This is a genomic window from Rhizobium sp. 10N427 (assembly GCF_056394605.1).
The window spans coordinates 202,826-223,000 of sequence record NZ_JBFTID010000006.1 but is presented as its reverse complement, the minus strand read 5'-3'; the positions used below and the strand labels follow the sequence as shown (position 1 = coordinate 223,000).

23 protein-coding genes and 1 pseudogene are annotated in these 20,175 nt (G+C 55.7%); 6 read left to right on the top strand and 18 right to left on the bottom strand.

Annotation, left to right across the window (positions count from 1 at the left end; all coding sequences use genetic code 11):
• Positions 1–17 precede the first annotated feature (17 nt).
• The 4 genes from AC1DIJ_RS15325 (at position 18) to AC1DIJ_RS15310 (ending at position 3,180) form a co-directional block, all read left to right on the top strand.
• Complete coding sequence (locus AC1DIJ_RS15325; protein ID WP_112389319.1) at positions 18–389, top strand: hypothetical protein; 372 nt, start codon at positions 18–20, stop codon at positions 387–389.
• 63 nt (positions 390–452) lie between these two features.
• On the top strand, positions 453–908 hold the full coding sequence (locus AC1DIJ_RS15320) for an RrF2 family transcriptional regulator (RefSeq protein WP_112389320.1): 456 nt from the start codon (positions 453–455) through the stop codon (positions 906–908).
• Positions 909–1,321: 413 nt separating this feature from the next.
• Entirely contained in the window at positions 1,322–1,717 is a 396-nt protein-coding gene (locus tag AC1DIJ_RS15315) for an energy-coupling factor ABC transporter ATP-binding protein (RefSeq protein ID WP_162706036.1), read from the top strand.
• Between the two features lie 377 nt (positions 1,718–2,094).
• Positions 2,095–3,180 carry a quinone oxidoreductase family protein gene (locus AC1DIJ_RS15310; RefSeq protein WP_112389321.1) on the top strand — a complete coding sequence of 362 codons (1,086 nt, stop codon included), beginning with the start codon at positions 2,095–2,097 and terminating at the stop codon, positions 3,178–3,180.
• 63 nt (positions 3,181–3,243) lie between these two features.
• Here AC1DIJ_RS15310 and AC1DIJ_RS15305 read toward each other — a convergent pair whose 3' ends face one another.
• From AC1DIJ_RS15305 to AC1DIJ_RS15245, 13 genes and pseudogenes are all read right to left on the bottom strand, one after another.
• Positions 3,244–3,711 carry an Lrp/AsnC family transcriptional regulator gene (locus tag AC1DIJ_RS15305; protein ID WP_112389532.1) on the bottom strand — a complete coding sequence of 156 codons (468 nt, stop codon included), beginning with the start codon at positions 3,709–3,711 and terminating at the stop codon, positions 3,244–3,246.
• On the bottom strand, positions 3,690–4,505 hold the full coding sequence (locus tag AC1DIJ_RS15300; protein ID WP_310295279.1) for an SDR family NAD(P)-dependent oxidoreductase: 816 nt from the start codon (positions 4,503–4,505) through the stop codon (positions 3,690–3,692). The genes AC1DIJ_RS15305 and AC1DIJ_RS15300 overlap by 22 nt, the downstream gene beginning before the upstream one ends.
• Positions 4,506–4,525: 20 nt before the next feature.
• Positions 4,526–5,014, bottom strand: coding sequence for a cupin domain-containing protein (locus tag AC1DIJ_RS15295; RefSeq protein WP_112389322.1), 489 nt, complete (start codon positions 5,012–5,014; stop codon positions 4,526–4,528).
• An 8-nt stretch (positions 5,015–5,022) separates the two neighbouring features.
• Entirely contained in the window at positions 5,023–5,511 is a 489-nt protein-coding gene (locus AC1DIJ_RS15290; protein WP_112389323.1) for an ATP-binding cassette domain-containing protein, read from the bottom strand.
• A 38-nt stretch (positions 5,512–5,549) separates the two neighbouring features.
• On the bottom strand, positions 5,550–5,780 hold the full coding sequence (locus AC1DIJ_RS15285) for an ATP-binding cassette domain-containing protein (RefSeq protein ID WP_112389324.1): 231 nt from the start codon (positions 5,778–5,780) through the stop codon (positions 5,550–5,552).
• The gene (locus AC1DIJ_RS15280; RefSeq protein ID WP_112389325.1) at positions 5,777–6,769 is read right to left on the bottom strand and encodes an ABC transporter ATP-binding protein; all 993 of its coding nucleotides are present in this window, start codon (positions 6,767–6,769) and stop codon (positions 5,777–5,779) included. Before AC1DIJ_RS15280 ends, AC1DIJ_RS15285 begins: the two co-directional genes overlap by 4 nt.
• Positions 6,766–7,602: an ABC transporter permease gene (locus AC1DIJ_RS15275; protein ID WP_477831447.1), complete on the bottom strand. Its 837-nt coding sequence runs from the start codon at positions 7,600–7,602 to the stop codon at positions 6,766–6,768. Before AC1DIJ_RS15275 ends, AC1DIJ_RS15280 begins: the two co-directional genes overlap by 4 nt.
• Positions 7,603–7,631: 29 nt before the next feature.
• Positions 7,632–8,654, bottom strand: a complete 1,023-nt coding sequence (locus tag AC1DIJ_RS15270) for an ABC transporter permease (RefSeq protein WP_310295272.1) — start codon at positions 8,652–8,654, stop codon at positions 7,632–7,634.
• Positions 8,651–10,267: an ABC transporter substrate-binding protein gene (locus tag AC1DIJ_RS15265; RefSeq protein ID WP_477831446.1), complete on the bottom strand. Its 1,617-nt coding sequence runs from the start codon at positions 10,265–10,267 to the stop codon at positions 8,651–8,653. The genes AC1DIJ_RS15270 and AC1DIJ_RS15265 overlap by 4 nt, the downstream gene beginning before the upstream one ends.
• Positions 10,268–10,278: 11 nt before the next feature.
• On the bottom strand, positions 10,279–11,454 hold the full coding sequence (locus AC1DIJ_RS15260; RefSeq protein WP_310295270.1) for an acyl-CoA dehydrogenase family protein: 1,176 nt from the start codon (positions 11,452–11,454) through the stop codon (positions 10,279–10,281).
• Between the two features lie 28 nt (positions 11,455–11,482).
• Positions 11,483–12,576: pseudogene (locus AC1DIJ_RS15255) on the bottom strand (alkene reductase).
• A 262-nt stretch (positions 12,577–12,838) separates the two neighbouring features.
• Positions 12,839–13,792 (bottom strand): alpha/beta fold hydrolase, encoded by a 954-nt coding sequence (locus AC1DIJ_RS15250; protein ID WP_405049611.1) that lies wholly within the window; start codon positions 13,790–13,792, stop codon positions 12,839–12,841.
• Positions 13,793–13,873: 81 nt separating this feature from the next.
• The gene (locus tag AC1DIJ_RS15245) at positions 13,874–14,560 is read right to left on the bottom strand and encodes a glutathione S-transferase family protein (RefSeq protein ID WP_112389329.1); all 687 of its coding nucleotides are present in this window, start codon (positions 14,558–14,560) and stop codon (positions 13,874–13,876) included.
• A gap of 164 nt (positions 14,561–14,724) precedes the next feature.
• Between AC1DIJ_RS15245 and AC1DIJ_RS15240 the strand changes: the two genes are divergently transcribed.
• Positions 14,725–15,297, top strand: coding sequence for a TetR/AcrR family transcriptional regulator (locus AC1DIJ_RS15240; protein ID WP_310295268.1), 573 nt, complete (start codon positions 14,725–14,727; stop codon positions 15,295–15,297).
• Between the two features lie 107 nt (positions 15,298–15,404).
• Here AC1DIJ_RS15240 and AC1DIJ_RS15235 read toward each other — a convergent pair whose 3' ends face one another.
• Complete coding sequence (locus AC1DIJ_RS15235) at positions 15,405–15,875, bottom strand: MarR family winged helix-turn-helix transcriptional regulator (RefSeq protein WP_162706037.1); 471 nt, start codon at positions 15,873–15,875, stop codon at positions 15,405–15,407.
• A 74-nt stretch (positions 15,876–15,949) separates the two neighbouring features.
• A complete protein-coding gene (hemH, locus tag AC1DIJ_RS15230; RefSeq protein WP_112389332.1) occupies positions 15,950–16,975 on the bottom strand; it encodes a ferrochelatase in 1,026 nt (341 codons plus the stop codon).
• A 95-nt stretch (positions 16,976–17,070) separates the two neighbouring features.
• On the opposite strand from hemH, the gene AC1DIJ_RS15225 reads away from it, so the two are divergent.
• Entirely contained in the window at positions 17,071–17,724 is a 654-nt protein-coding gene (locus tag AC1DIJ_RS15225; RefSeq protein ID WP_162706038.1) for a TetR/AcrR family transcriptional regulator, read from the top strand.
• On the opposite strand, the gene AC1DIJ_RS15220 is transcribed toward AC1DIJ_RS15225, so the two are convergent.
• From AC1DIJ_RS15220 to AC1DIJ_RS15210, 3 genes are all read right to left on the bottom strand, one after another.
• Positions 17,656–18,141 (bottom strand): phosphatase PAP2 family protein, encoded by a 486-nt coding sequence (locus tag AC1DIJ_RS15220; RefSeq protein WP_112389334.1) that lies wholly within the window; start codon positions 18,139–18,141, stop codon positions 17,656–17,658. The genes AC1DIJ_RS15225 and AC1DIJ_RS15220 overlap by 69 nt on opposite strands.
• 342 nt (positions 18,142–18,483) lie before the next feature.
• Positions 18,484–19,233, bottom strand: coding sequence for an SDR family oxidoreductase (locus tag AC1DIJ_RS15215; protein ID WP_112389335.1), 750 nt, complete (start codon positions 19,231–19,233; stop codon positions 18,484–18,486).
• 54 nt (positions 19,234–19,287) lie between these two features.
• On the bottom strand, positions 19,288–20,175 hold the full coding sequence (locus tag AC1DIJ_RS15210) for an NmrA family NAD(P)-binding protein (protein WP_112389336.1): 888 nt from the start codon (positions 20,173–20,175) through the stop codon (positions 19,288–19,290).

Below are 20,175 nucleotides of genomic sequence, written 5' to 3'. Positions count from 1 at the left end.
CATCCGAGGAAACAGCGATGGCTGCAAACGAAACCGAGCATCAGCGTCCCGGCGCGCCCATCAACGCACGTGCCCAAGCAACCATTTTGGCATTCCGACAGCGACCCAAAGCCGAAACTGCGGAACGCAGTGACCCGAAAGCTCAGACGGCCGGTGGCGAGCAGTCGTTGGAAAGCTACGCCAATAACGTCCAGGCGCGAGAGTTCTCGATCTTCGACGTCTTTGTCATGGGAGCTGTGGCCGGAGGGGTGCTGGTATACCTTGGGCTAAACTATCTTTGGAGTGACAGGTTTTTCGTCCGTGCCGATCCATATGTGCAACTGGAATCAACGCCAGTTCAAACATGCTCGCAATGCGATCGAGTAAGACCTTGGCTATCGCCGTACTAGCACGTCAAACATGTACCCGACCAACTTTCGGCGCCTTTACGTTGCATCTGGATTTACCAGAAAATGCGCGCTATATATGCGCGCATGGCAGACACGAGGTTCCCGACAGCACTGCAGATAGTGATGACGGCCGCCATTAACGAGCGGCAAGGCGTAAGAACAACGAGTTCGACGCTCGCCGATTCCTTGGAGACAAATTCGAGTTTCATCCGAAAAACTCTATCTACCATGGCAAAGGCTGGCATCATCGCTGCTTCGGAGGGCGCTCAAGGCGGAATCAGGCTGGCAAGACCTCCCAAGGAGATCACTTTGCAGATGGTGCGCGATGCCACAACTCCTGACGCAAAATCATGGGCACCTCGCCCAGAGGGGCAAGCCGCTTGTCTTGTCACGCGTAATATCGGGGGACTCAATGACATGCTTTGCTCGAAAGCCGATAATGCTGTTTCCGGTGTTCTTTCTTCGATGACCATCGAAGATTGTTTAACTGAACTCCAGCGCCTTGAAGCGTCGCGCTGAAACGGGAGCCCAACTGGGATATCGGGCTCCCGCCGGAACTACTGATTCGGAGGTCACCAAATCAGCACTGGCGCGCATTCGTTCAACACGCCAATTCGCTTTAAGTGCGGCTGTAAGCAACTCCCGCACCGATCTCTTATGGAGACTTAATCTCACATATGCTCAACTGTATCAATAGAAATAACAGTTGAAAGCGTCCGCTAGTCATTCGACCAGAGAATGGCACCCATACCTGATAAGTTGATGATTTTACACGGAAATGGGCATACTCTCGCATGGCTGGGCTGCTTGGGGTTGGTAGCGGCGGTCCAGTGCTGTGAAGGCGCGCGCTGTCGATGCAAGTAAGACAGCTTCTCATTGCTGCGCCCGAACACCGGGCCGGGGTTTCCCCGGCCCGTTTTTGGAGATCGGCAATGCTTGCTACACGTTGGACCTTACGACGGCGTCTAGACTTCCAAGAGGTCACAAGGCGGATTGTCGGATTCCGGGACGGTCGAATTCTCGTCGATACGGATCATGCCGTCGCATACAAAACGAAGACCGATCAGCCGATTTACTTCATTCAAAGCCAATGCTTGCGAAAGCAAATGTTGCGCGGAGTGACCGAGGCAGTAAACGCCGCAGGTCTGGGGCTCTGTCAACCTTACTATTTGTCGAGGCGCAGCAGTCACGAACTACCCATCGCTTCATTAATAATAGCCGCTCGTCCGGATTTAGCCTTTTTGGATGGTACCTTCTTGGTTGATCCAATGGGCTTTGATCGGTTCGCAGAACTTGAAGAACTTGATACGCGTCATCTGAACCGCTGACGGCAGCACTAAGTGGAGGGCGTCCTCTCTGATGCCCGTTTCTTCAGATGCAAAGCTCTGATTTGCACGCAGGTATCAAGGTCTTTACAGGCTCGCATGCAAATTTCCACCACTCTCTCTCGGCATTAATGTAGCTTCTCTATCGGTATCCGTTGTCATGATTGCCTGGGCATCCCGACCGGCCGTAAGGCTGGCAGGATTCGGGTTCTGCCGAGCGTGGACGTGCCTCGCCCAAGAATGGATCCACACGAAAATCTGAATAACCATATCTGATAGGAACGGCGCACAAACACGTGAACGGCGCAACAGGTGGTAGACAGCGAGCGTCTTAGTATTTATGGGCATATGCCTTTATTTTTCCACAAAGGAGATTTGTGATGCTGCCGGATAACTCTAAACCCGCGAAATACCATGCGATCGGATACGTCTCCAATGGAGGTGGTTTCCCGCTGGTAGAGTTTGAGAGGGATGTTCCGATTCCGAAGCCAGATGAAATCCTGATCAAGGTAATCGGATCGTCGCTGAACCCACTTGAGTTCAAGCTCGCCGAGCTAAATTTCTTTGGCAATCAGCCGCCGGTCGCGCTTGGCTTTGACGTGTCAGGGGTTGTCATCGCTGTCGGCATCGACGTAACGGCGTTCCATATCGGCGATTCGGTCGTTGCAATGGCGGACTGCAACGGAAATGGCGGCTGGGCTGGGCGAGGTGGCGGTGGCTACGCGGTTGCTCGCGAGTTTCTGGCCGCCAAGAAGCCTGACAGCGTTTCCTTTACCGAAGCCGGGGTGCTACCCATCTGCTTCCTCGCGGCATTTCTTGGCCTATACGATCACGTGAAATCAGGCGACGTAGTCTACATTCCAGGCGGCGGCGGCGGGGTTGGCCATTTGGCGATTCAGATTGCAGCTCGCGCCTTGGGTGCGGCCCTCGTAATAAGTAGCGGTAGCACCCCCGAGTCAAAGGCGCTCCTCGCGGCGAGCGGCGCTGACTCGATTATCGACTATAAAGCTGAGGATGCCACCGCTCGCGTTATAGAAATCACATCAGGGCGTGGGGCCGACATTGTCTTTGATCCGACCTATTCAGAGGAGAGCTACGTCGCCTCGGCGAAAGCGGTCCGAAACGGTGGCAAATGGATCGTCCTTGGCGTAGGTCCAGGCCGAACGTCACGAACTAAGATCACTCATTCCCCCGTAGATGAAATACTGGCTGAGAAAGGCGCAATGCACATCAACGCGAATGTCCTCACGTATTTCTCGAACGGCTATGTGTTTGACGAAGCGGCCAAGGCAAATTTCCGTATGGCGATGGAGGCCTCAATGCGCTGGCACACAGAGAATAAAGTTCGCCCGACCGTGTCAAAGGAGATCAGGTCTTCGGTCGACGAGATTAACGCTGGCCTAACTGAATTAAAGAAGGCTTCAGGCCTCCACGGTAAGATCGCCGTTAACGTGGCCCACTCATGAGCGTCGGTGTGTCGATCGCGCGCGCCAATTCCGATCGGCACACCTTGGACACCATGCAAGATGCTAGACGCCTTCCGCGTACGCGAGAGGGAGCTCAGTGGTGCTCTTAAAGCGTTGGAGAGAGAATTTCGGCAAAACCATCTCTAAATCCAACGTCGTAGATAGGCTTCGTTCGAAAGCATCGTAGGTGGCAATGTCAGGCACAAGGACCTTTAAAAGGTAGTCGAATTTGCCACTCATTCTATATGCCTCAACGACCTCAGGCATTCTCACAACCACTTCACTGAAGCGCGTCACCCATTCCGGTGAATGGCTCTTAGCGCGAACCGAGACGAACGCGGATACGCCAAGATTCAATTTTGTCTCGTCGAGCAGCGCGACGCGCTGACGTATGATGCGGCTCTGCTCAAGAAGCATTATCCGACGCCAGCACGGGCTCTTGCTGAGACCAATACGCTTGACGAGGTCATCGAGTGTGACTGTTGCATCTCGCTGCAAGGCAGCAAGTATCATCCGATCATATCGGTCCAACTTTGGCATATGGGGAACACTTTCGACTTTACTGCGCTTTCGTGCGGCAGTTTGCATGCGCGATCAGAAGGTTTCGGCCCAGGGACGTAGGTCAAGCTCGAGCGTCCAGGCGCTCCGTTGCTGGGTATGCAGATACCAGAATGCGTCGGCAATCGCGTCGATGTTAAGCAGACCATCGGGCCCGCGCTGCTTCTTAGATCTGGCGCGCGGGAGAGAAGCCTGTCGCCGTCGATCCCCCCGTCGATGACGACGTGGGCCACATGCACTCCTTTTGGACTGAACTCGCGCGCAAGGCTCTGTGCAAGCGCGCGTAGTCCCGCCTTCGCGACTGCGAATGGCGCATAATTTGCCTTACCGCGAAGTGACCCACTAGCCCCTGTAAAGGCGAGCGTTCCCCCACCGTTGGAAAGCAGAAGAGGCAGTGCGTGCTTCGCAATCTGGAAACCCCCTAAAGTGTGCTCGCGCCAATGCGTTTCAAAATCGGCCTGCTCGAGGTCCAGGAACGGTGAAGGCCGGTTCGAGCCAGCATTATGAATTATCGCGTCCAGACGCCCAGCTCTCGCTGCTTCCGCAATGAACCGCTCGGCATCAGTTGCCTCACTTACATCACCCACAATCGAAATAACCTGTGCGCCCGTCTCTCGAATCCTTGCAGCCGTGTCCGCCAGCTTCTCGCCGTTCCTGCCGGCGATGCAAACCACATACCCTTCGGCTGCAAAACGCCGCGCGATCGCTGCGCCCAAGCCGTTGTACGCCCCTACTCCCGCTACTAACGCGCTCCTGCCGTTGGTCATTTTTGGAATCCCTTCAATACTTAATCGACCGGTTTATGTATTGGGTCCACCCAGAGCACAGTCTCCGGTGGCTCTACCGGCTCAACGTCGGTAATGTTTACGACGACCGCTTCGTTATCCGACCGAACGAGTACGCATTCCAATGCTCTTTCTGGGTCGGCGTTGATTTCTTGGTGAGGCACGTAAGGTGGCACAAAGATAAAGTCCCCTGGCCCCGCTTCGGCAACGTACTCCAGACGCTCACCCCACCGCATCCGCGCTCGTCCGCTGATGACGAAGATGACACTCTCCAGTGCCCCGTGGTGGTGAACGCCGGTCTTAGCGCGAGGCGCAATCGAGACGGTTCCAGCCCATATCTTTTGGGCGCCGACCCGCGCATGGTTAATCGCGGCCTGCCTAAACATGCCGGGCGTCTGCGCCGTATTCGACTCCAATTGATCGCCCTTGATGACGCGGACGCCATTGTGCTTCCAGTGTTCGTGTTCGTGTTCGTCGCCGTGTTGTCCCATTTTGTTTCCTATCGCGTGGATGAGGCCAAGAGTTCTCGGGTGTAGGAGTCTCTCGGCTGATCAAGAACGTCCAATGAATCACCGATCTCCACGATACGGCCGCGATTCATGACAGCGATCCGATCTGCAAGGTAGGAGACTACGGAAAGATCGTGCGTGATGAACAGCATGGCGAGACCCTCTGAGTTCTGGAGATCACTTAGCAAGTTCAGGACTTGCGCCTGCACGGACACATCCAATGCGGATACTGCTTCGTCACAGATTAGAAGCTTGGGCCTTACGGCCAACGCACGTGCGATACCTACACGTTGCCGCTGACCTCCTGACAGCTCCGCAGGCCTCTTAGATAGCAAGGAGTGAGGCAACCCAACCATGTCAAGAAGTTCAGTTGGCTGGCCGGCAGTGGAATGAGATCCGAGAAGCGCTAGCGGCTCATTTAGAATCGCTCTAACTGAAAGCCGTGGATTGAAGGCCACACTTGCGCTCTGAAAAACCATCCCCAGCTTTCGGCGCTGTTCGCGAGAACGAGCCGATGCTAACGCTGAACGCTCTCGCCCTCCAACGCGATTGAACCGGTTGCTGGGATCATCCCGATTATTGAACGAGCCAACGTAGACTTTCCAGATCCGGACTCACCAACAAGGACTAAGATCTCGCCCGTAGCGATGGAGAAGCTGGCGTCATCGACCGCCCTGATCCAAGATCGGCCCTCTCTAAATTCGACGGAGAGGTTCTCTACGCGCAGGAGAGGTTTCGATTGGGTCATTCGGCGGCTTCCGCTTCAATCGCTAAGTGGCAGGCGATCTTCCCTTGATTGGCCGTCCTCAGTTCGCGCGCATCGATCTTGCATCGTTCGATTTCATGAGCGCAGCGTCCAGCGAAGGCACATCCGTAAAACTTTTCTCCTGGCAGAGGAACTGCGCCGCCTATCTCAAAAAGCTTTGGGCGCGGACCATACCTTGGCCGTCTAATTGGGCGCACAGCCAGCAGCGCGCGTGAATATGGATGACGAATCCTAGCGAGGCGATCGATCGTTGTTTGGCATTCGACTATGTGACCGGCATACATAACGAGCACGCGGTCCGTCCATTCAGCGATCATTGCGAGATCATGACTGACGATGACTATGGCCATGCCCGTTTGGCGCTGTATTTCCTTTAGGAGTTTCAAAATCTCTCGCTGCATGGAGACATCTAAAGCGGTCGTAGGCTCGTCTGCGATGAGGACATTCGGGTCGTTGGCTATCGCGATGGCGATCACTACCCGTTGGGCCATGCCGCCGGAAAGCTGATGAGGATATGCGTTTAATAGGGCTTCAGCGCGGGGAAGCTTGACCCGACGAGCCAACTCCAACGCTTTATCCCATGCTGCGCTTCTTGATATGTTCCTGTGCGCAAGAACGGCCTCCATAAGCTGGTAACCGATAGTGCGGACCGGGTTCAACGCTGCCATGGGATCTTGAAAGACGAACGCGATGTGCTTTCCCAGTAAATCGCGCCAGGCCTTGCTGTCGCTATTGGTGACATCATAACCAAGAAGGTGAACTGAGCCGCCTGAGATCGTCGCGCCCTCCGGCAAGAGACCGGATGCGGCAAGCGCTGTCAGTGTTTTCCCGCAGCCAGACTCCCCAACTAAACCCACGGTCTCGCCACGCGAGACCTCGAAACTCACACCGCGGACGGCCACAGCGGAGCCAGATAAAGTTTTCAAGGAAACCCGAAGGTCACGAACGCTCAAGACCTCAGCGTCTGTCACACTCCACCCCTCCGCGCCAACAATTTGACCATGCCGTCCCCGATCATACTCAGGGATGCGACCGTCAAGACTATCGCCGCACCCGGGATAAGGGTCATAAAGGGAGCGGTCAGCAGCGCATCGCGGTTTGCACCCATCATCCCTCCCCAGCTTACATAGTTGCTGTCACTTAATCCGAGAAAGGCGAGGCCTGCCTCGGATAGTACTGCCAGCGACGATAAGATCGAGCCAGCGACAAGAACCGGGCCAATTGCGTTGGGAAGGACGTGATAGATGATCGCTCGCGAATGTCCTCCGCCAAGAACGACTGCGATTTTCACAAAATCCAGCTCTCGCAATTTCAGCGCATCCGCTCTGACCATTCGAGCGACCATTGACCAGCTCGTCACCCCGATAGCGAGAATGATATTCGGTAAGTGCGGCCCCAAGATCGATACGATAATTATCGCCAGGAGAAAATGCGGGATGACCTGAAAAAGCTCGGTGAAGCGCATTAGTAGATGGTCAATCCACCCACCGAAATAGCCGGCGACGAGACCAACGGATCCTCCAACAAAGGTCGCAATGAGCGTCGCCGCCAGACCGATTAACAGTGACACGCGTGTGCCATGGATTAACTGAGCGGCGATGTCGCGACCGAGTATATTCGTTCCGAGCGGGAACTGTGGGTCCTCCCACGGACGGACAAATGGCATGCCGACCATGTCGAAAGGATCACCTGGGTAGAGCGTACTTGCTGATCCGGCAATCAGCATCTCGGCCACAAGAAGCGCCGCGCCAAGTTGAAGCGATCCCGGCCATCTCCAAAATTTGAAGCGACGGTCCTTATCCAACCGCCATTCAGCGATAGAAGGGTCCGCGCTCACCGTAAGACCACCCGGGGGTCAAGGACTGCATAGACAACGTCCACAACCAGATTCATAACAACAACCAAGCCTCCACTGCAGAGAACGATACCGGCGAGCAGGTTGTGGTCCCGCTGTTGCAATGCCTCATAAGCCAAGCGACCGAGACCTGGCCAAGAAAATACGGTTTCGACGAGAATCGCTCCACTGAGCAACGAACCAGCCTGAAGACCAACCAATGTTATGAATGGAAGCAGCGCATTTCTCAGCACGTGACGTGTGGCGACTTCGAAGGACGTAAGCCCTCGCGCTCGTGCCCCGCGGATATGTGGATGACTATAGACCTCCAGCATCGTGCCGCGAATGAAGCGTGCGTAGATCGCCCCATACAGAGATCCGAGAGTTAGCGTTGGCAATAAAAGGTGCTGTCCGACGCTTATGGCATGTTCAATTGTTCCCTTATCCGCGGCGGCGTCAGCGTAACCACTCGTGGGCAGTATGGGAAACTTAAGTGAGAAAACTACGATCAGTCCTATCCCGATGAGGAAGCTGGGCGTAGCATACAATAGTAGCGCGATGCTGCTTACGACGACGTCCCCGATTTTCCCCCGACATACGGCCGATACCGCTCCTCCGAGAACGCCGAGCAAAACACCGAGCATCATGGAGGTGACAGCAAGCAGTAGGGTGGGCGCCAGCCGCGCTCGTATGAGGTCCAACACCGGCATATTAGCGCGAAACGAGAATCCTAGGTGACCGCTCGCAATGTTCGAAGCGTAATGCAAGAACTGCACCGGTAAGGATTTGTCTAGACCGTAAGCTACTCTAATCTCAGCGAGCAGCTCTGGCGTAGCTCCTCCTGACTCACCCGCAAGGGTCTGCACCGGATCACCCGGAGCGAGATGTAGGATGACGAATGCAAATAATACTATCAGAAAGACCGTAGGGGCCATCTGTAGGATTCGACTAAGCAGATATCTTCCAAGCTCGGCAGTCACCGGCGACCTGCGAGCGCCAGTCTCATCAGTTTTGTGTTTCATGACGCCAACCAAGCGTCTTTCAGGGAGTCATAGGCACTGTTGGAGCCAGTCGATAGCCCGCGAGCTCGCGAGGAGGCGATCGTGTACTGGCGGTTTTCCAGTAGAGTAAAGTGGGGAATATCTGTCTGCGCCTGAATTTGCACTTTCTTGTACAACTCCACTCTTTCGGCTTCGTTCGGGGCATCGTGCGCAGCCTCGATGAGAGCATCCATGGTTGGGCTGCTATACCCAGATGCATTCGACCACGGCACATCTTTGAGGATGGCCTTCGACCAAAAGATTCGGTCAATGCCGATCTGCGGATCCCCGAAGCCTGCCCTGTGAGAGACAATCAAATCGAATTCGTTCTGCGAATAAACCCGATTAAAAAACTGAGAGAGGTCCTGGTTCCTGAGCGTGACCTCGATCCCTACACGTTTCAATGATTGACGAATGAATTCTCCATAACGCTGAAAGTTTTCACCGAAAGGCAGCCAATCGAGAGCAATTGCAAAGCGGACGCCGCCAGCGTCCTTATTCAGTCCGGCCTCGTCGAGAAGGGCTTCGGAGATGCTCCGGTCGAACGGATACTTCGGAAGACTATCACCAGCATAGAAGGCCGTCTGCGTGGAGAGAACGGGTGAGGTTCCGGGTCTCCCTAATCCCTTTGCGGTAACCTTTGACAACGCATTCAAATCGATGGCGTGAGCTACCGCCCTCCGCACCCTGAGATCGTTAAACGGCGGACGTCTCACATTGAACTCAGCCACGACCGCAGATGCCAGCCAATCGTAACCACTAAACTCGACGTTAATGCTTTCGTCGTCCTGCGCCGCTTCAAGGTCATTTATCGAGATCGGCGACAACATACCCAATTGCACCTCGCCGGCTTTGAAGGCCGCGAACCTCGCTGTAGCATCGGGGATAACCCTGTAGACCAGCTTGTCGAGATACGGCTTTCCCGCATCCCAATAGTCTGGGTTCCTTTCTAACACCACGCGGTCTCCCCTTACCCACTCTTTGAATCGGAAGGGACCAGTGCCAACTGGAGCGCCGTTGTAAGGGTTTCGCAGAACATCAGTGCCTTCGTATAGATGCTTCGGCAACACAGTGAGTTCCACGGCATTCAACGCCCCGAGAATAACGCCCGAAGGATTGCGAAGTTTGAACCTTACGGTGAGCGGATCGGGTGTTTCGACGGCCTCAACAGCGGCAAAGGTCGCGCGAGCACGCGGATGGATCTTCATCCACACATTCTCGTATGTATACTGGACGTCGGCTGCCGTGAACGGGTGCCCGTCATGCCAGCGAACACCATCTCGTAGATGGAATGTCAACTCGCGTTCGTCGTCACTGAGAGTCCAGCTCGCGGCGAGTTCAGGCAAGATCTCAAAGTTCTGGCCGTACCGAATGAGACCGTCGAAGATCTTCGCCGATATTGTTTGAACCTGGCCCGTCTGGACAATCGCCGCTGTCAACACGTTCGGCTCACCGGGATGCGAGACAGCAACCAGTGTGCCACCAGACGCAACAGGCTCGGACCTGGCAGTTGTCGGCATAATTGCACTTGCCGCGACGCCTGCGAGAAAGGTGCGACGACTAATCGCCAGACCACGATATCGCTGATGACTCATGAAAGCTTCCTTTAACCGAGCGTTTGCTCGGATGAGAGCGACGTTCTTCCTGCATTGACGAGGATCGTGTCGGATTGAGGCGCGTGCACTCGACCACAAAGCGCGTCGCGGTAATGCCTTTCCAGAGGATTGGCTTTGTCCAATCCGTGATTGCCAGAGATGCTTAAAGCTAGCTCAAGGGACTTGATGGCGTTTTTAGTTACGATGTGCTTCACCATCTGCGCACTGATCGCGTCCGGTAGAGGAGCGGCCTCTGCGGCACGCGCGTAGTCGTCGATCAGCGATCGGTTGATCATCAATAGCGTCTCGATTTCACCAACAACGCCCTGAAGGCGCGGCACAGTAGCCAACGGCGCGCCTAGATTTGACGGCACACGTTCCGAAAGGAATCGTCTGAGCCAGTCTCTCCCAGACCGCGCGATCCCGTCGTACAGGGCGGCGGTTAGCAGACACGACCAAACATCAACGGTGGCGCGACGGTCTATAGCCTCCTTGGTGCCCGGCGCGTAGAAACCGGTCGCGGCATTCTCCACGAGATGAACATTTGCAAACTCTATTTCATGGCTTGCGGTAGCGCGCAGCCCTGCATGATTCCATGTTGGTACAACCGTCAGTCCAGGAGAATTTGCAGGTACGATTACTGTGCCGACCCGCGGCTGGGGTTCCTCCGTGCGCACCAGGGCAAGCCACCACTGAACAATGGGGCTTCCTGTCGCGTAGGCTTTTCTCCCGTTTAAGATCCATCCGCCATCAGCTTTCCTGGTCACGTAACTTCCGGGCAGGCCTCCTCGCACTACCGAACCGAGATCCGGCTCGGCCTGGAGTGCGTTGAGCACACCTGATCCCTGGACTGCAGCGCTAGCGATCTCATCGTAGCCTGCTGGGCGCGTTCTGCTCAGAACATGATGCATAAGGCAGTTCATGGCGACGAGGAGACCAGTGGAAGCGTCACCGGCCCCGACAGCGGCCACCAATCTCACCGCGTCTGTGATCTTTCCTCCGAGTCTTCCTAAATCACGCGGCACAGTCAGTGCGATGAGCCCATGCTCGGCAAGCCGCGCGAAATTCTCGAATGGGAAGGATGCCTCCTCGTCATGCTTTGCGGCACCAAGCGCGAACTCGGCACGGAGAGCAACGAGGAGGTCGTCGCTCACCACTGAGCGCAGCGATTTATCATACGTTGTCATCATTTTCCCTCGAGAAACAAAACGCGCTTCAGACCGTGGCAGACTGCGGCTGGCGATCAAGAAACGGGTAATCTATGTATCCCTCAGGCCCGTTGGTGTAGTATGTCGATATATCCGCGTCATTGAGGGGAGCACCCACACGAAAGCGCTCTGGAAGGTCAGGATTTGAAATGAAGAGCTTTCCAAAGGATACCGCATCTGCGAGGCCGCTGGAGATAACCTGCTCGGCGCTTTCCCTGTCATAGCCACTGTTTAGGATCAAAACGCCTTCAAAAAGTTCCCGAACAATTGGGGCGAGGAAATCCTCGCCAGGCGGTGGCCCTGCGCCGTTCGCGCCCTTCGAGACAAGCCTTTTGTATAGAGGTACATCCCCGCTTTCATCGTAGGTAGTCCCTTCAAGGAAATGGATATAGGCGACGCGACGCTTGTTTAGCTCAATAGCGATGTAGCTGAAGAGCGCTCTTGGATTTGAGTCACTGATGCGATCGGCACGGAAATGCGGAGATAGGCGTACACCCACATGATCGCTTCCCCACTCTTTGATTGCAGCATCGACGACTTCAAGCAAGAAACGAGCCCTGTTCTCGATCGAGCCGCCATATTCGTCATTCCGGCGATTAGAAGAGTCTCTGAGAAACTGATCAATGAGGAAGCCATTTCCCGCAAGGATTTCGATGCCATCGAACCCTGCCGAGCGAGCACCACTGAACGGCGATAGTCTTCCACCAAGGGCTGGATCTCACTAAGCTCAAGAGCTCGCGGGACGGGAAATTCTTCAAGGCCATGCTCGCTCATGATTCCACCGAAGGCGGAAAGGGCGGAAGGCGCTATAGGCGGCTCTCGACCTGGCGTACTCGAGAGCAAGGACTTTCTACCGACGTGATAGAGCTGCTGGAAGATAATGCCCCCTGCTCGATGAACCTCCTTGGTCACTTTCTCCCATGCTGAATTTTGATGATCGGTATGGTGGGCCGTTGCCCGCGCTCTGGTCGCGCTCTGCGTCGATATGTGATTAGCCTCTGTAATTATCAGACCCGCTGAAACGCGCTGGGCGTAATATGTCGCAACAATGTCTTTGGGAGCCCGCAGCGCGTCTCCTCTTGCCCGTGCAAGCGGTGCCATGACGACGCGATTTTTTAATTCGAACTTCCCAAGAGCAAGTGGTTTTAAGAGCTGCATTGCGGTCCCCTATCGATAGACCACAGTGTGCCGCCAGGACCGGATCAAAGGGAGTCGCTTGCATTATAAAATCTACAAATAATATAGACTATTATATGCTCATATGCCCGTTATATGAAATTTTTATTCTGTATCGTGCCGCTACGAACTAAAAGGGCCCGGCTATAAAACCGGGCCCTTCCTGCGCACGCGGTGGAGTGGGAGGTCAGCCGCGGGCGAATGCCAGAAGATCAGCGTTGAGCTTTTCCTTGTCGGTTACGATGAGGCCGTGGGACCCGCCGTCGTACACCTTGAGCTTGCCGTTCTTGAGAAACGTAACAGCAAGTTTGCCGGAGAGTTCGATTGGGACGATTTGGTCGTCGCTACCGTGGATAACGAGTGCCGGTACCGTGACCTTCTTGAGGTCATCTCGGAAATCGGTCTCCGAGAATGCGCCGAGTGCGTGGAAAGCGGCCATAAAGCCAGTGGCCTGGCCCTGACGCCAGTACTCCTCGCGCGCACCCTCAGAGACCTTCGCGCCCGCTCTGTTATAATTATAATAGGGCATCGAAACGTCTTTGTTCCATTGCGAGCGGTCCGTTGTCACGGCTGCGCGGAACGTGTCGAAGAACTCCTTGGGAACACCGCCGGGGTTGGTGTCGGTCTTCAGGAGGAAAGGCGTAACCGCAGCGACGAGAACTACCTTGCTGACACGCTTCTCACCGTGGCGAGCGATGTAGCGAGCAACTTCGCCCCCGCCCATCGAGTGACCAACAAGGACAGCATCCTTGACGTCGAGTGCTTCCAGGACCGTCGCTAGATCGTCCGCGAACGTGTCGTAGTCGTACCCATGGCTAGGCTGGCTCGAACGGCCGAAGCCGCGACGATCGTGAGCGATTACACGGAAGCCGTTCTGTGCCAGATAGAACATCTGGTTTTCCCACGCGTCCGAAGATAGCGGATAGCCGTGCGAGAATACAACAGCAGGACCCTGGCCCCAGTCTTTGTAATAGATCTGCGTTCCGTCCTTGGTCGTAATCGTATTGGCCGTCTTGCTCACTACTTTGATATCGGCAGCAGCCTTGCTTGCAGCGCTCGCTGACGCGGTTGCAGCGACGAGGCCAACGCCAGCAACAGCAGAAGCCGCGCCAATAAGAAGGTTGCGGCGGGACGCCGCCATTTTGTTTTCAGAGGTCAAAGTCTCGATCCTTCGTTTTGAATAAGGGGTGTCGGCGCGCCAATCGCGCCAACACAGCTCCAATCAGAAGCCAAGTCGCTTGGCGTCTTCTGGCAGAAACGCCTGGCCCGAGCGGTTCTTGACGCTGGGAAGCTCCGCCACTCGTGCGCGCCATGCCTGGAGATTGCCGAGTTCGGCTGGTGCGTGAAGGCCAGCGGCATCACCAAAAGCAAGACCTGCGAAGAGTGTGATGTCCGCCATCGAGAAACTGTCGCCAGCTACGAAGTCAGAAGCACCGAGGATTTTGTTGAAGTAGCGGAAGCCCTCTTCGACTGCCGCACGATTGCGCTCGGCCCATTCCTTGCGACCTTCCCACTGCGGGCTCTTGAAGGCCTGCAGGGCAGGACCGAGACCGGAGGTGCCGAAGTGGAAATAGATGCCTACCGGATCAAGAACGAATGCCTCGGCGCGGCGCTGCATCATGTGCACAAGCGCCTTTTCCTTCGGGGATTTACCCGTGAGAGTCGGATTACCATCCAGATTGTCGAGATACTCGGTGATAGCGGTCGCTTCGGAAATAACCGTTCCGTCTTCCAGTTCGAGAACCGGAATGACGCCCGACGGATTGATTGCAAGGAATGCGTCCTGCTTGTGCTCAGCACCGATCAAGTCCACCGGGACAAACTCGACCTGGCTGTCCAAGCCCTTCTCGGCGAGAACGATGCGGATGCGGGCTGGGTTCGGAAAGCCCGAACGGTCATAAATTTTCATTGTACTCATCCTCTTCGTGGCCGGCCAGCCAATCTGACCTAGCGCTAGGTCAGCCAATAAATGTTGATATGCCCCCATGTCAAGTGCCTACCGAGCGCTAGGTAGGTATTTTCTTGACTACGGGTCTCGCTGACTTTACGTATAGGTAACCAGGGGTGACAGAGATGACGAAAGACACACGTCAATTGATTATGGATACCGCCAAGTTGACGGTGCAGGCGCATGGATACACAGCCCTGAGTTTCCGCGAATTGGCCAAGGAAATTGGCATCAAGAATGCGAGCGTTCACTATCATTTTCCGACGAAGGGTGATTTGGGCGCGGCGCTGGCTAAGCAATATTCAGACGATGCCCAGACCTTTCTGAGTGCCCTGTCGCTCGAACCCTCTCAGGCTGCCAACACCATGCGAACTTATACGGACGCATTTCGCGCTGCCCTCGAACGCGACAACCGGATGTGCCTTTGTGGTATTATGATCGCGGAGCGCGACGAGCTGCCGGAAATGGTGAGAGCGGAAGTCGATAGATTTTCGGAAAGCAACATTAATTGGCTAAAAGTCTTTCTTGGAGCCCTAGATCTCAACCGAACTGACGCCGACACGAGAGCGGAGGCTATCTTTGCGGCAGTCGAGGGCGCGCAGCTGATCGCACGGGGATACGCAGATATCGCCGTTTTCGATCGATGCATGAATGCTTACGGACAGACAGGGCTATTTCCTGCTTGGAAGGCTCGTTGAGCCCAGGGCGGGTGAAAGGACCACCGCCACCGCCAGAAGGGGGAGGAACCGGCCGGCGGCGGTGGGTGTCGTGAGTGCGAAGGTCACCGCGACGAAAGAATTTTCTATCAAGACACGCCGGCAAGCTGAGGGTTTGCTGCAATCCCCAACATCTTGTCTCGGATTTCAGCTGCGACCTTAGAACCGACAGCATCCATAAATGCTTGCTGCGCCACGCGCCATTTTAGTTCAACAGCACCATGGCGTGTTACGCCAATCGGTGTCAGAGCGGCGACGCGCTTCCGACCATCCGCAACGTCTACCTGTAAGACAACTAGCCCTTCCCGTTCCAACGGCCGCAAACTGTGACCCAAGGCGGATCGCTCCATTACTAGCAAATCCGCAAGATCCCCAAGGCAACAGCTATTGCCAGCACGCTTTAGCTCAGCGAGGATAGCAAACTGGGTCGACTTTAAACCTCCAGCGAGTGCCTTGTCGTAGAATTGCGTAGCTCGCCGCGCAGCTTTTCGAATTGCCGTAGACACGCACTGGCTACCGTTCGCTAACAGGGCACCCTCGCCGCTATCAATAGATACCATTGTAAGATCCAACATAGACTGAGCCGATATACGGGCATATGCCCTTTTAATTCAAGCCGATTCTTGTGTTGCTGCTATACCCAGCCGAGAAGCTCGCGCCGCACCACCTTCTCCAGCACCGCCATGCCGTCCTCGCTGTCATTCAGACAGGGGATATGCGCGAATTTCTCGCCGCCATTTTCATGGAAGGAGTGGGCGGCCTGCTCGGCGATTTCTTCCAGCGTTTCGAGACAGTCGGACACGAAGCCGGGGTTGAGGACCGCGATCTTCTTGACGCCGTCCTGTGCCAGCTTCTCGACCGTCTTGTCGGTATAGGGCTGCAGCCATTCTTCCGGCCCGAAGCGGGACTGGAAGGTGACCATGAACTTGTCCTTGGACAGGCCAAGGCGCTCGCGCAGCAGGCGGCCGGTCTTTTGGCACTGGCAGTAATAGGGATCGCCCTGCTTGAAGTAGGACATCGGGATGCCGTGGAACGATGCGAGCACCATCTCCGGTTCCCAATCGAGCGTCGCCAGGTGATTGGTGACCGAATTGGCTAGCGCCTCAATGTAGGTCTCGTCGTCGTGATAATCAGGGACAGTGCGCAGGGCGGGCTGCCAGCGCATGGTGAGCAGCTTCTGGAACGCCTTGTCGTTGACTGTCGCCGTCGTCGCTGCCGCATATTGCGGATAGAGCGGGAAGAGCACGATGCGGTCGCATCCGGCGGCCTTCAGGCTATCGATCTTCGAGGCGATAGAAGGATTGCCGTAGCGCATCGCCCAGTCGACGACGACGTTGGGCAGGTCCTTCAGCCGCTCGGCCATCAGGTCGGACTGGCTGCGCGTATAGGTGCGCAGGTAGCTCTCGTCCTTGTCCTTGTTCCAGATCAGCTCATAAGCCTTGCCGACCTTGCCGGGGCGGGTGTTCAGCACGATGCCGAACAGGATCGGGTACCATTTCCAGGGCGACCATTCGATGACGCGCTTGTCGGTCAGGAATTCCTTGAGATAGCGGCGCATCGAGGAATAGTCGGTGCCATCGGGCGTTCCGAGATTGACGAGCAGCACGCCCACCTTGCCAAAGGACACAGGCGGGTGCCCGATTACTGTCTGACTGCTCATGACTTCTAGTCTCCCCGAGAGATTCGGCTGATCTGACCTCGGCCAGTGCAAATCCTAGTGACGCAGATCGCAATCATGTGCAATACCACATATTCATGGTATTTTTGCGAGGAGCATTCGTTGGCCACTCAACCCCGACGTCGAAGCAAGAAGGCAGAGATGCAGGCAACGCGCCGATCCTGATAGAGGCGGCGTCGCGTTGCCTGCGTGAAGTCGGTATTGCGGGGACAAGTCTTGCCGACGTCACATCGGCGGTTGGGATGACGAATGGCGGCTTCTACAAGCACTTCTCTTCAAGGGAAGAAATGGTCGCATGCGCCGTCGATGATGAAATGCTGATCCTGCTCGACCAGATCCGCGATGACCAATCAGGACCTCGAGAACGTTTGGATACGGTCGTCGACTTTCTCCTTGGTTCTGACGACACCGTCCATAGCGCCGCAGTTGCGTTTGGGTCTGAAATAAGGCGGCAACCATCGTCTGTTCAGGAAGCCTTCAGGGCGAACACCAAAGAGCGCGTCGCTGCGATTGCGAGACTATTGCCGCGAGGCAGTGACGCTGAGAGACTTGAGCGAGCACAACTGATCTACGCCGCCCTCATTGGGGCCGCGCAGTTATCGCCCTTTTGCGGGACCATTCGCAAAACCGTACGCCTGTTGGTTCACGAGATCGCGAGCTCGCTAATCGGTTCTTCGCAGTACGGCCGACCACTCGGCGACAGCCAAGAAACCGGCGAACACGACCACTGACAGCAACCAGCCTAGTATCGCGTCAGAGGCATAATGCGCACCAAAGCCGACCCTGAGATAAACCGTCGCGATGGATGCGCACAAGATTGGCGGCGCAGCGAGAGCCCTGTGCTTCGCAGGTACGATAAATATGAGGCAGGCGAGCCATCCTGCGGCAGAGGCCTCTCCCGAAACGAATGAACAGTTGCGGACACAGGCTCCAAGAAATGAACCTGCTGGTTCGAATTCGAGCGACCCGCCGAACAAGTTCGTTTGTATCGGCCTTGGTCGGCCAGAATGAGATTTAAGCCAAAAATTTGTCAGAAGACCTGTGCTTATTGCTAGGCTGCCCAATGCTGGCCAAATGCGCTCGATGACGAGCAGGCGTACCGGCTTGTTACGCGTTCTCGCTGTAAAGAGCGCGAGTGCAAGGACCATTGCGCCAAGACTAGGCAGGGCGTACAACAACCATCGCAAGGCAGTAAGCAATGGGGCTTGGCTCTCGGAAAATTCACCGCATACAGTTCTCAGCTGTGAGCCGCTGCAAGCGTGCCTGCTGAAGAACGCGCGGGAAACAGCGATATCTACTGCAAAGTTGCGCTTGAAGAACCAGAGGATTGCGAACCACGCAAGCGAGGACGCAAAGAATACGAGCGCGGGCCAGCGGCCACCATTTATATGAGATTTATTTTGCACGGGATGCCCTAACTTCGAATGCCGAGCATGCTTCGTCCAGCTGACAGCAAGCTGAAAGCCGACGAACTCTCGTCGGCTTTCGATCTACACTTGGATCCAACCACCATCGACGGTCAGTTCAATCCCCGTGATGTACGACGCATCGTCGGAGGCGAGGAAGGCCACAGCGCTCGCGATCTCGTCCGGGGTTCCCATTCGGTTCATTGGGATCTGTCTTGTAACCTCATCGTTGATACCGGCGACTTGTTCGGCTGGAATACCGTTTCGGACCATGATGTCGGTATCAATGTGCCCAGGCGCAATTGCGTTAACGCGGATGCCGCGGCCTCGCAGGTCCGTGGTCCATGTCCGTGCAAGCGACCGTACCGCGGCTTTGGTGGCGGAATAGACGCTAAAGTTCGGCAATCCCTTGGAGCCGGCGATCGAAGTGTTCAAAATGACAGAGCTTCCATTCCGTAGCAGTGGAATCAGTTTCTGCACCGTGAAGTACGTGCCCTTAAAGTTGGTGGCCACCGTCCGGTCGAAATCAGCCTCGGTCACGCCTTCGACGGGCCCAAGCGCCCCGCCACCGGCATTGGCAAATAGAATATCGACTCCTCCGTGCTTCCGACCAATATAGGCACCAAGCGAGTCGAGGTCCCGGAGCCGTGAGACGTCACCCGATACGGCCTCGACGTCGCCGTCTAGGCTCTCACTTGCAATGCGAAGCGCCGCTTCGTTACGTCCTATAATAATTACCTTTGCACCCTCGCGCGCAAACAACCCAGCGCTTGCGAGACCGATGCCCGAGCCGCCGCCAGTTACCACTACGACCTTATCTGTAAACCGTTGCATTTCTAATTACTCCAATGAGCGTGGATGTGCGGCCATCAGGCCGCACCTTCGCTTTTACTTATTGGGAAAATGAAACTCCGACCGGTGGCGCTCGACAAACTCCCTAACGGTCAATGGAGATGATCCTGTTTCCGCCTTAATGATCTCGTCTTCGCCGCTGAAGATGCCGTTCTGATAATCGATCGCAATCGCGCAGAAGTGTTGAACGAGAAATGGCGGCAGTCCTTGGCTTTCCAATCTGTCTTTGTATTCTGCAATGGTCGTAGGGGCATACTTCACTGTAATCCCTAGGGCGCTGCCGATCTCATCGGCAATTTGCCGCTGGGAAAGCTCGACTGGTCCGTAGAGCGCATAAGTCTTACCTGCATGACGACTGGGCTCTTCGAGCACTTTCGCGATGAAGCGGGCCTGATCCTCCGCGGCAATCGGCGCGTGACGACCGTGGCCGTAGGGTAGATCGATCACACCGTCATTCACGATAGATGCCTGTGCATGGGGGTAGAGGAACCATTGCGAAAAGAAGGTTGGCCGTAGATGGGTCGACGGGACACCAGACCAGTCCAGGATACGCTCGGAAATCCAATGATCACGGGCGGCGTGGCTTTCCGAATCCTCGCGGGCCGAGATTTGGGACATGTTGACCACAAGCTGCAGATTTGCTCTGCGTGCAGCGTCAGCAAGATATGACGTCGCTTGGATCAGGCCAGGACGGACGGGATAGCAGAAGTAGGCGGCATCTACACCGCTCGCTGCAGCGATGAGATCGTCATGCTCTAGCATGTCGCCCACAATAATCTCCGCACCGGCCTCCCGCAGCTTTGCGGACCGGTCATCCTCTTTCCGAACCAAGGCCCGTACTGTCCGCCCCCCTTTAAGCAGTTCCGCCACCGTGTATTTTCCGGTCTCGCCGGTTGCACCTGTCACAAGGATCTTGTTCGCCAT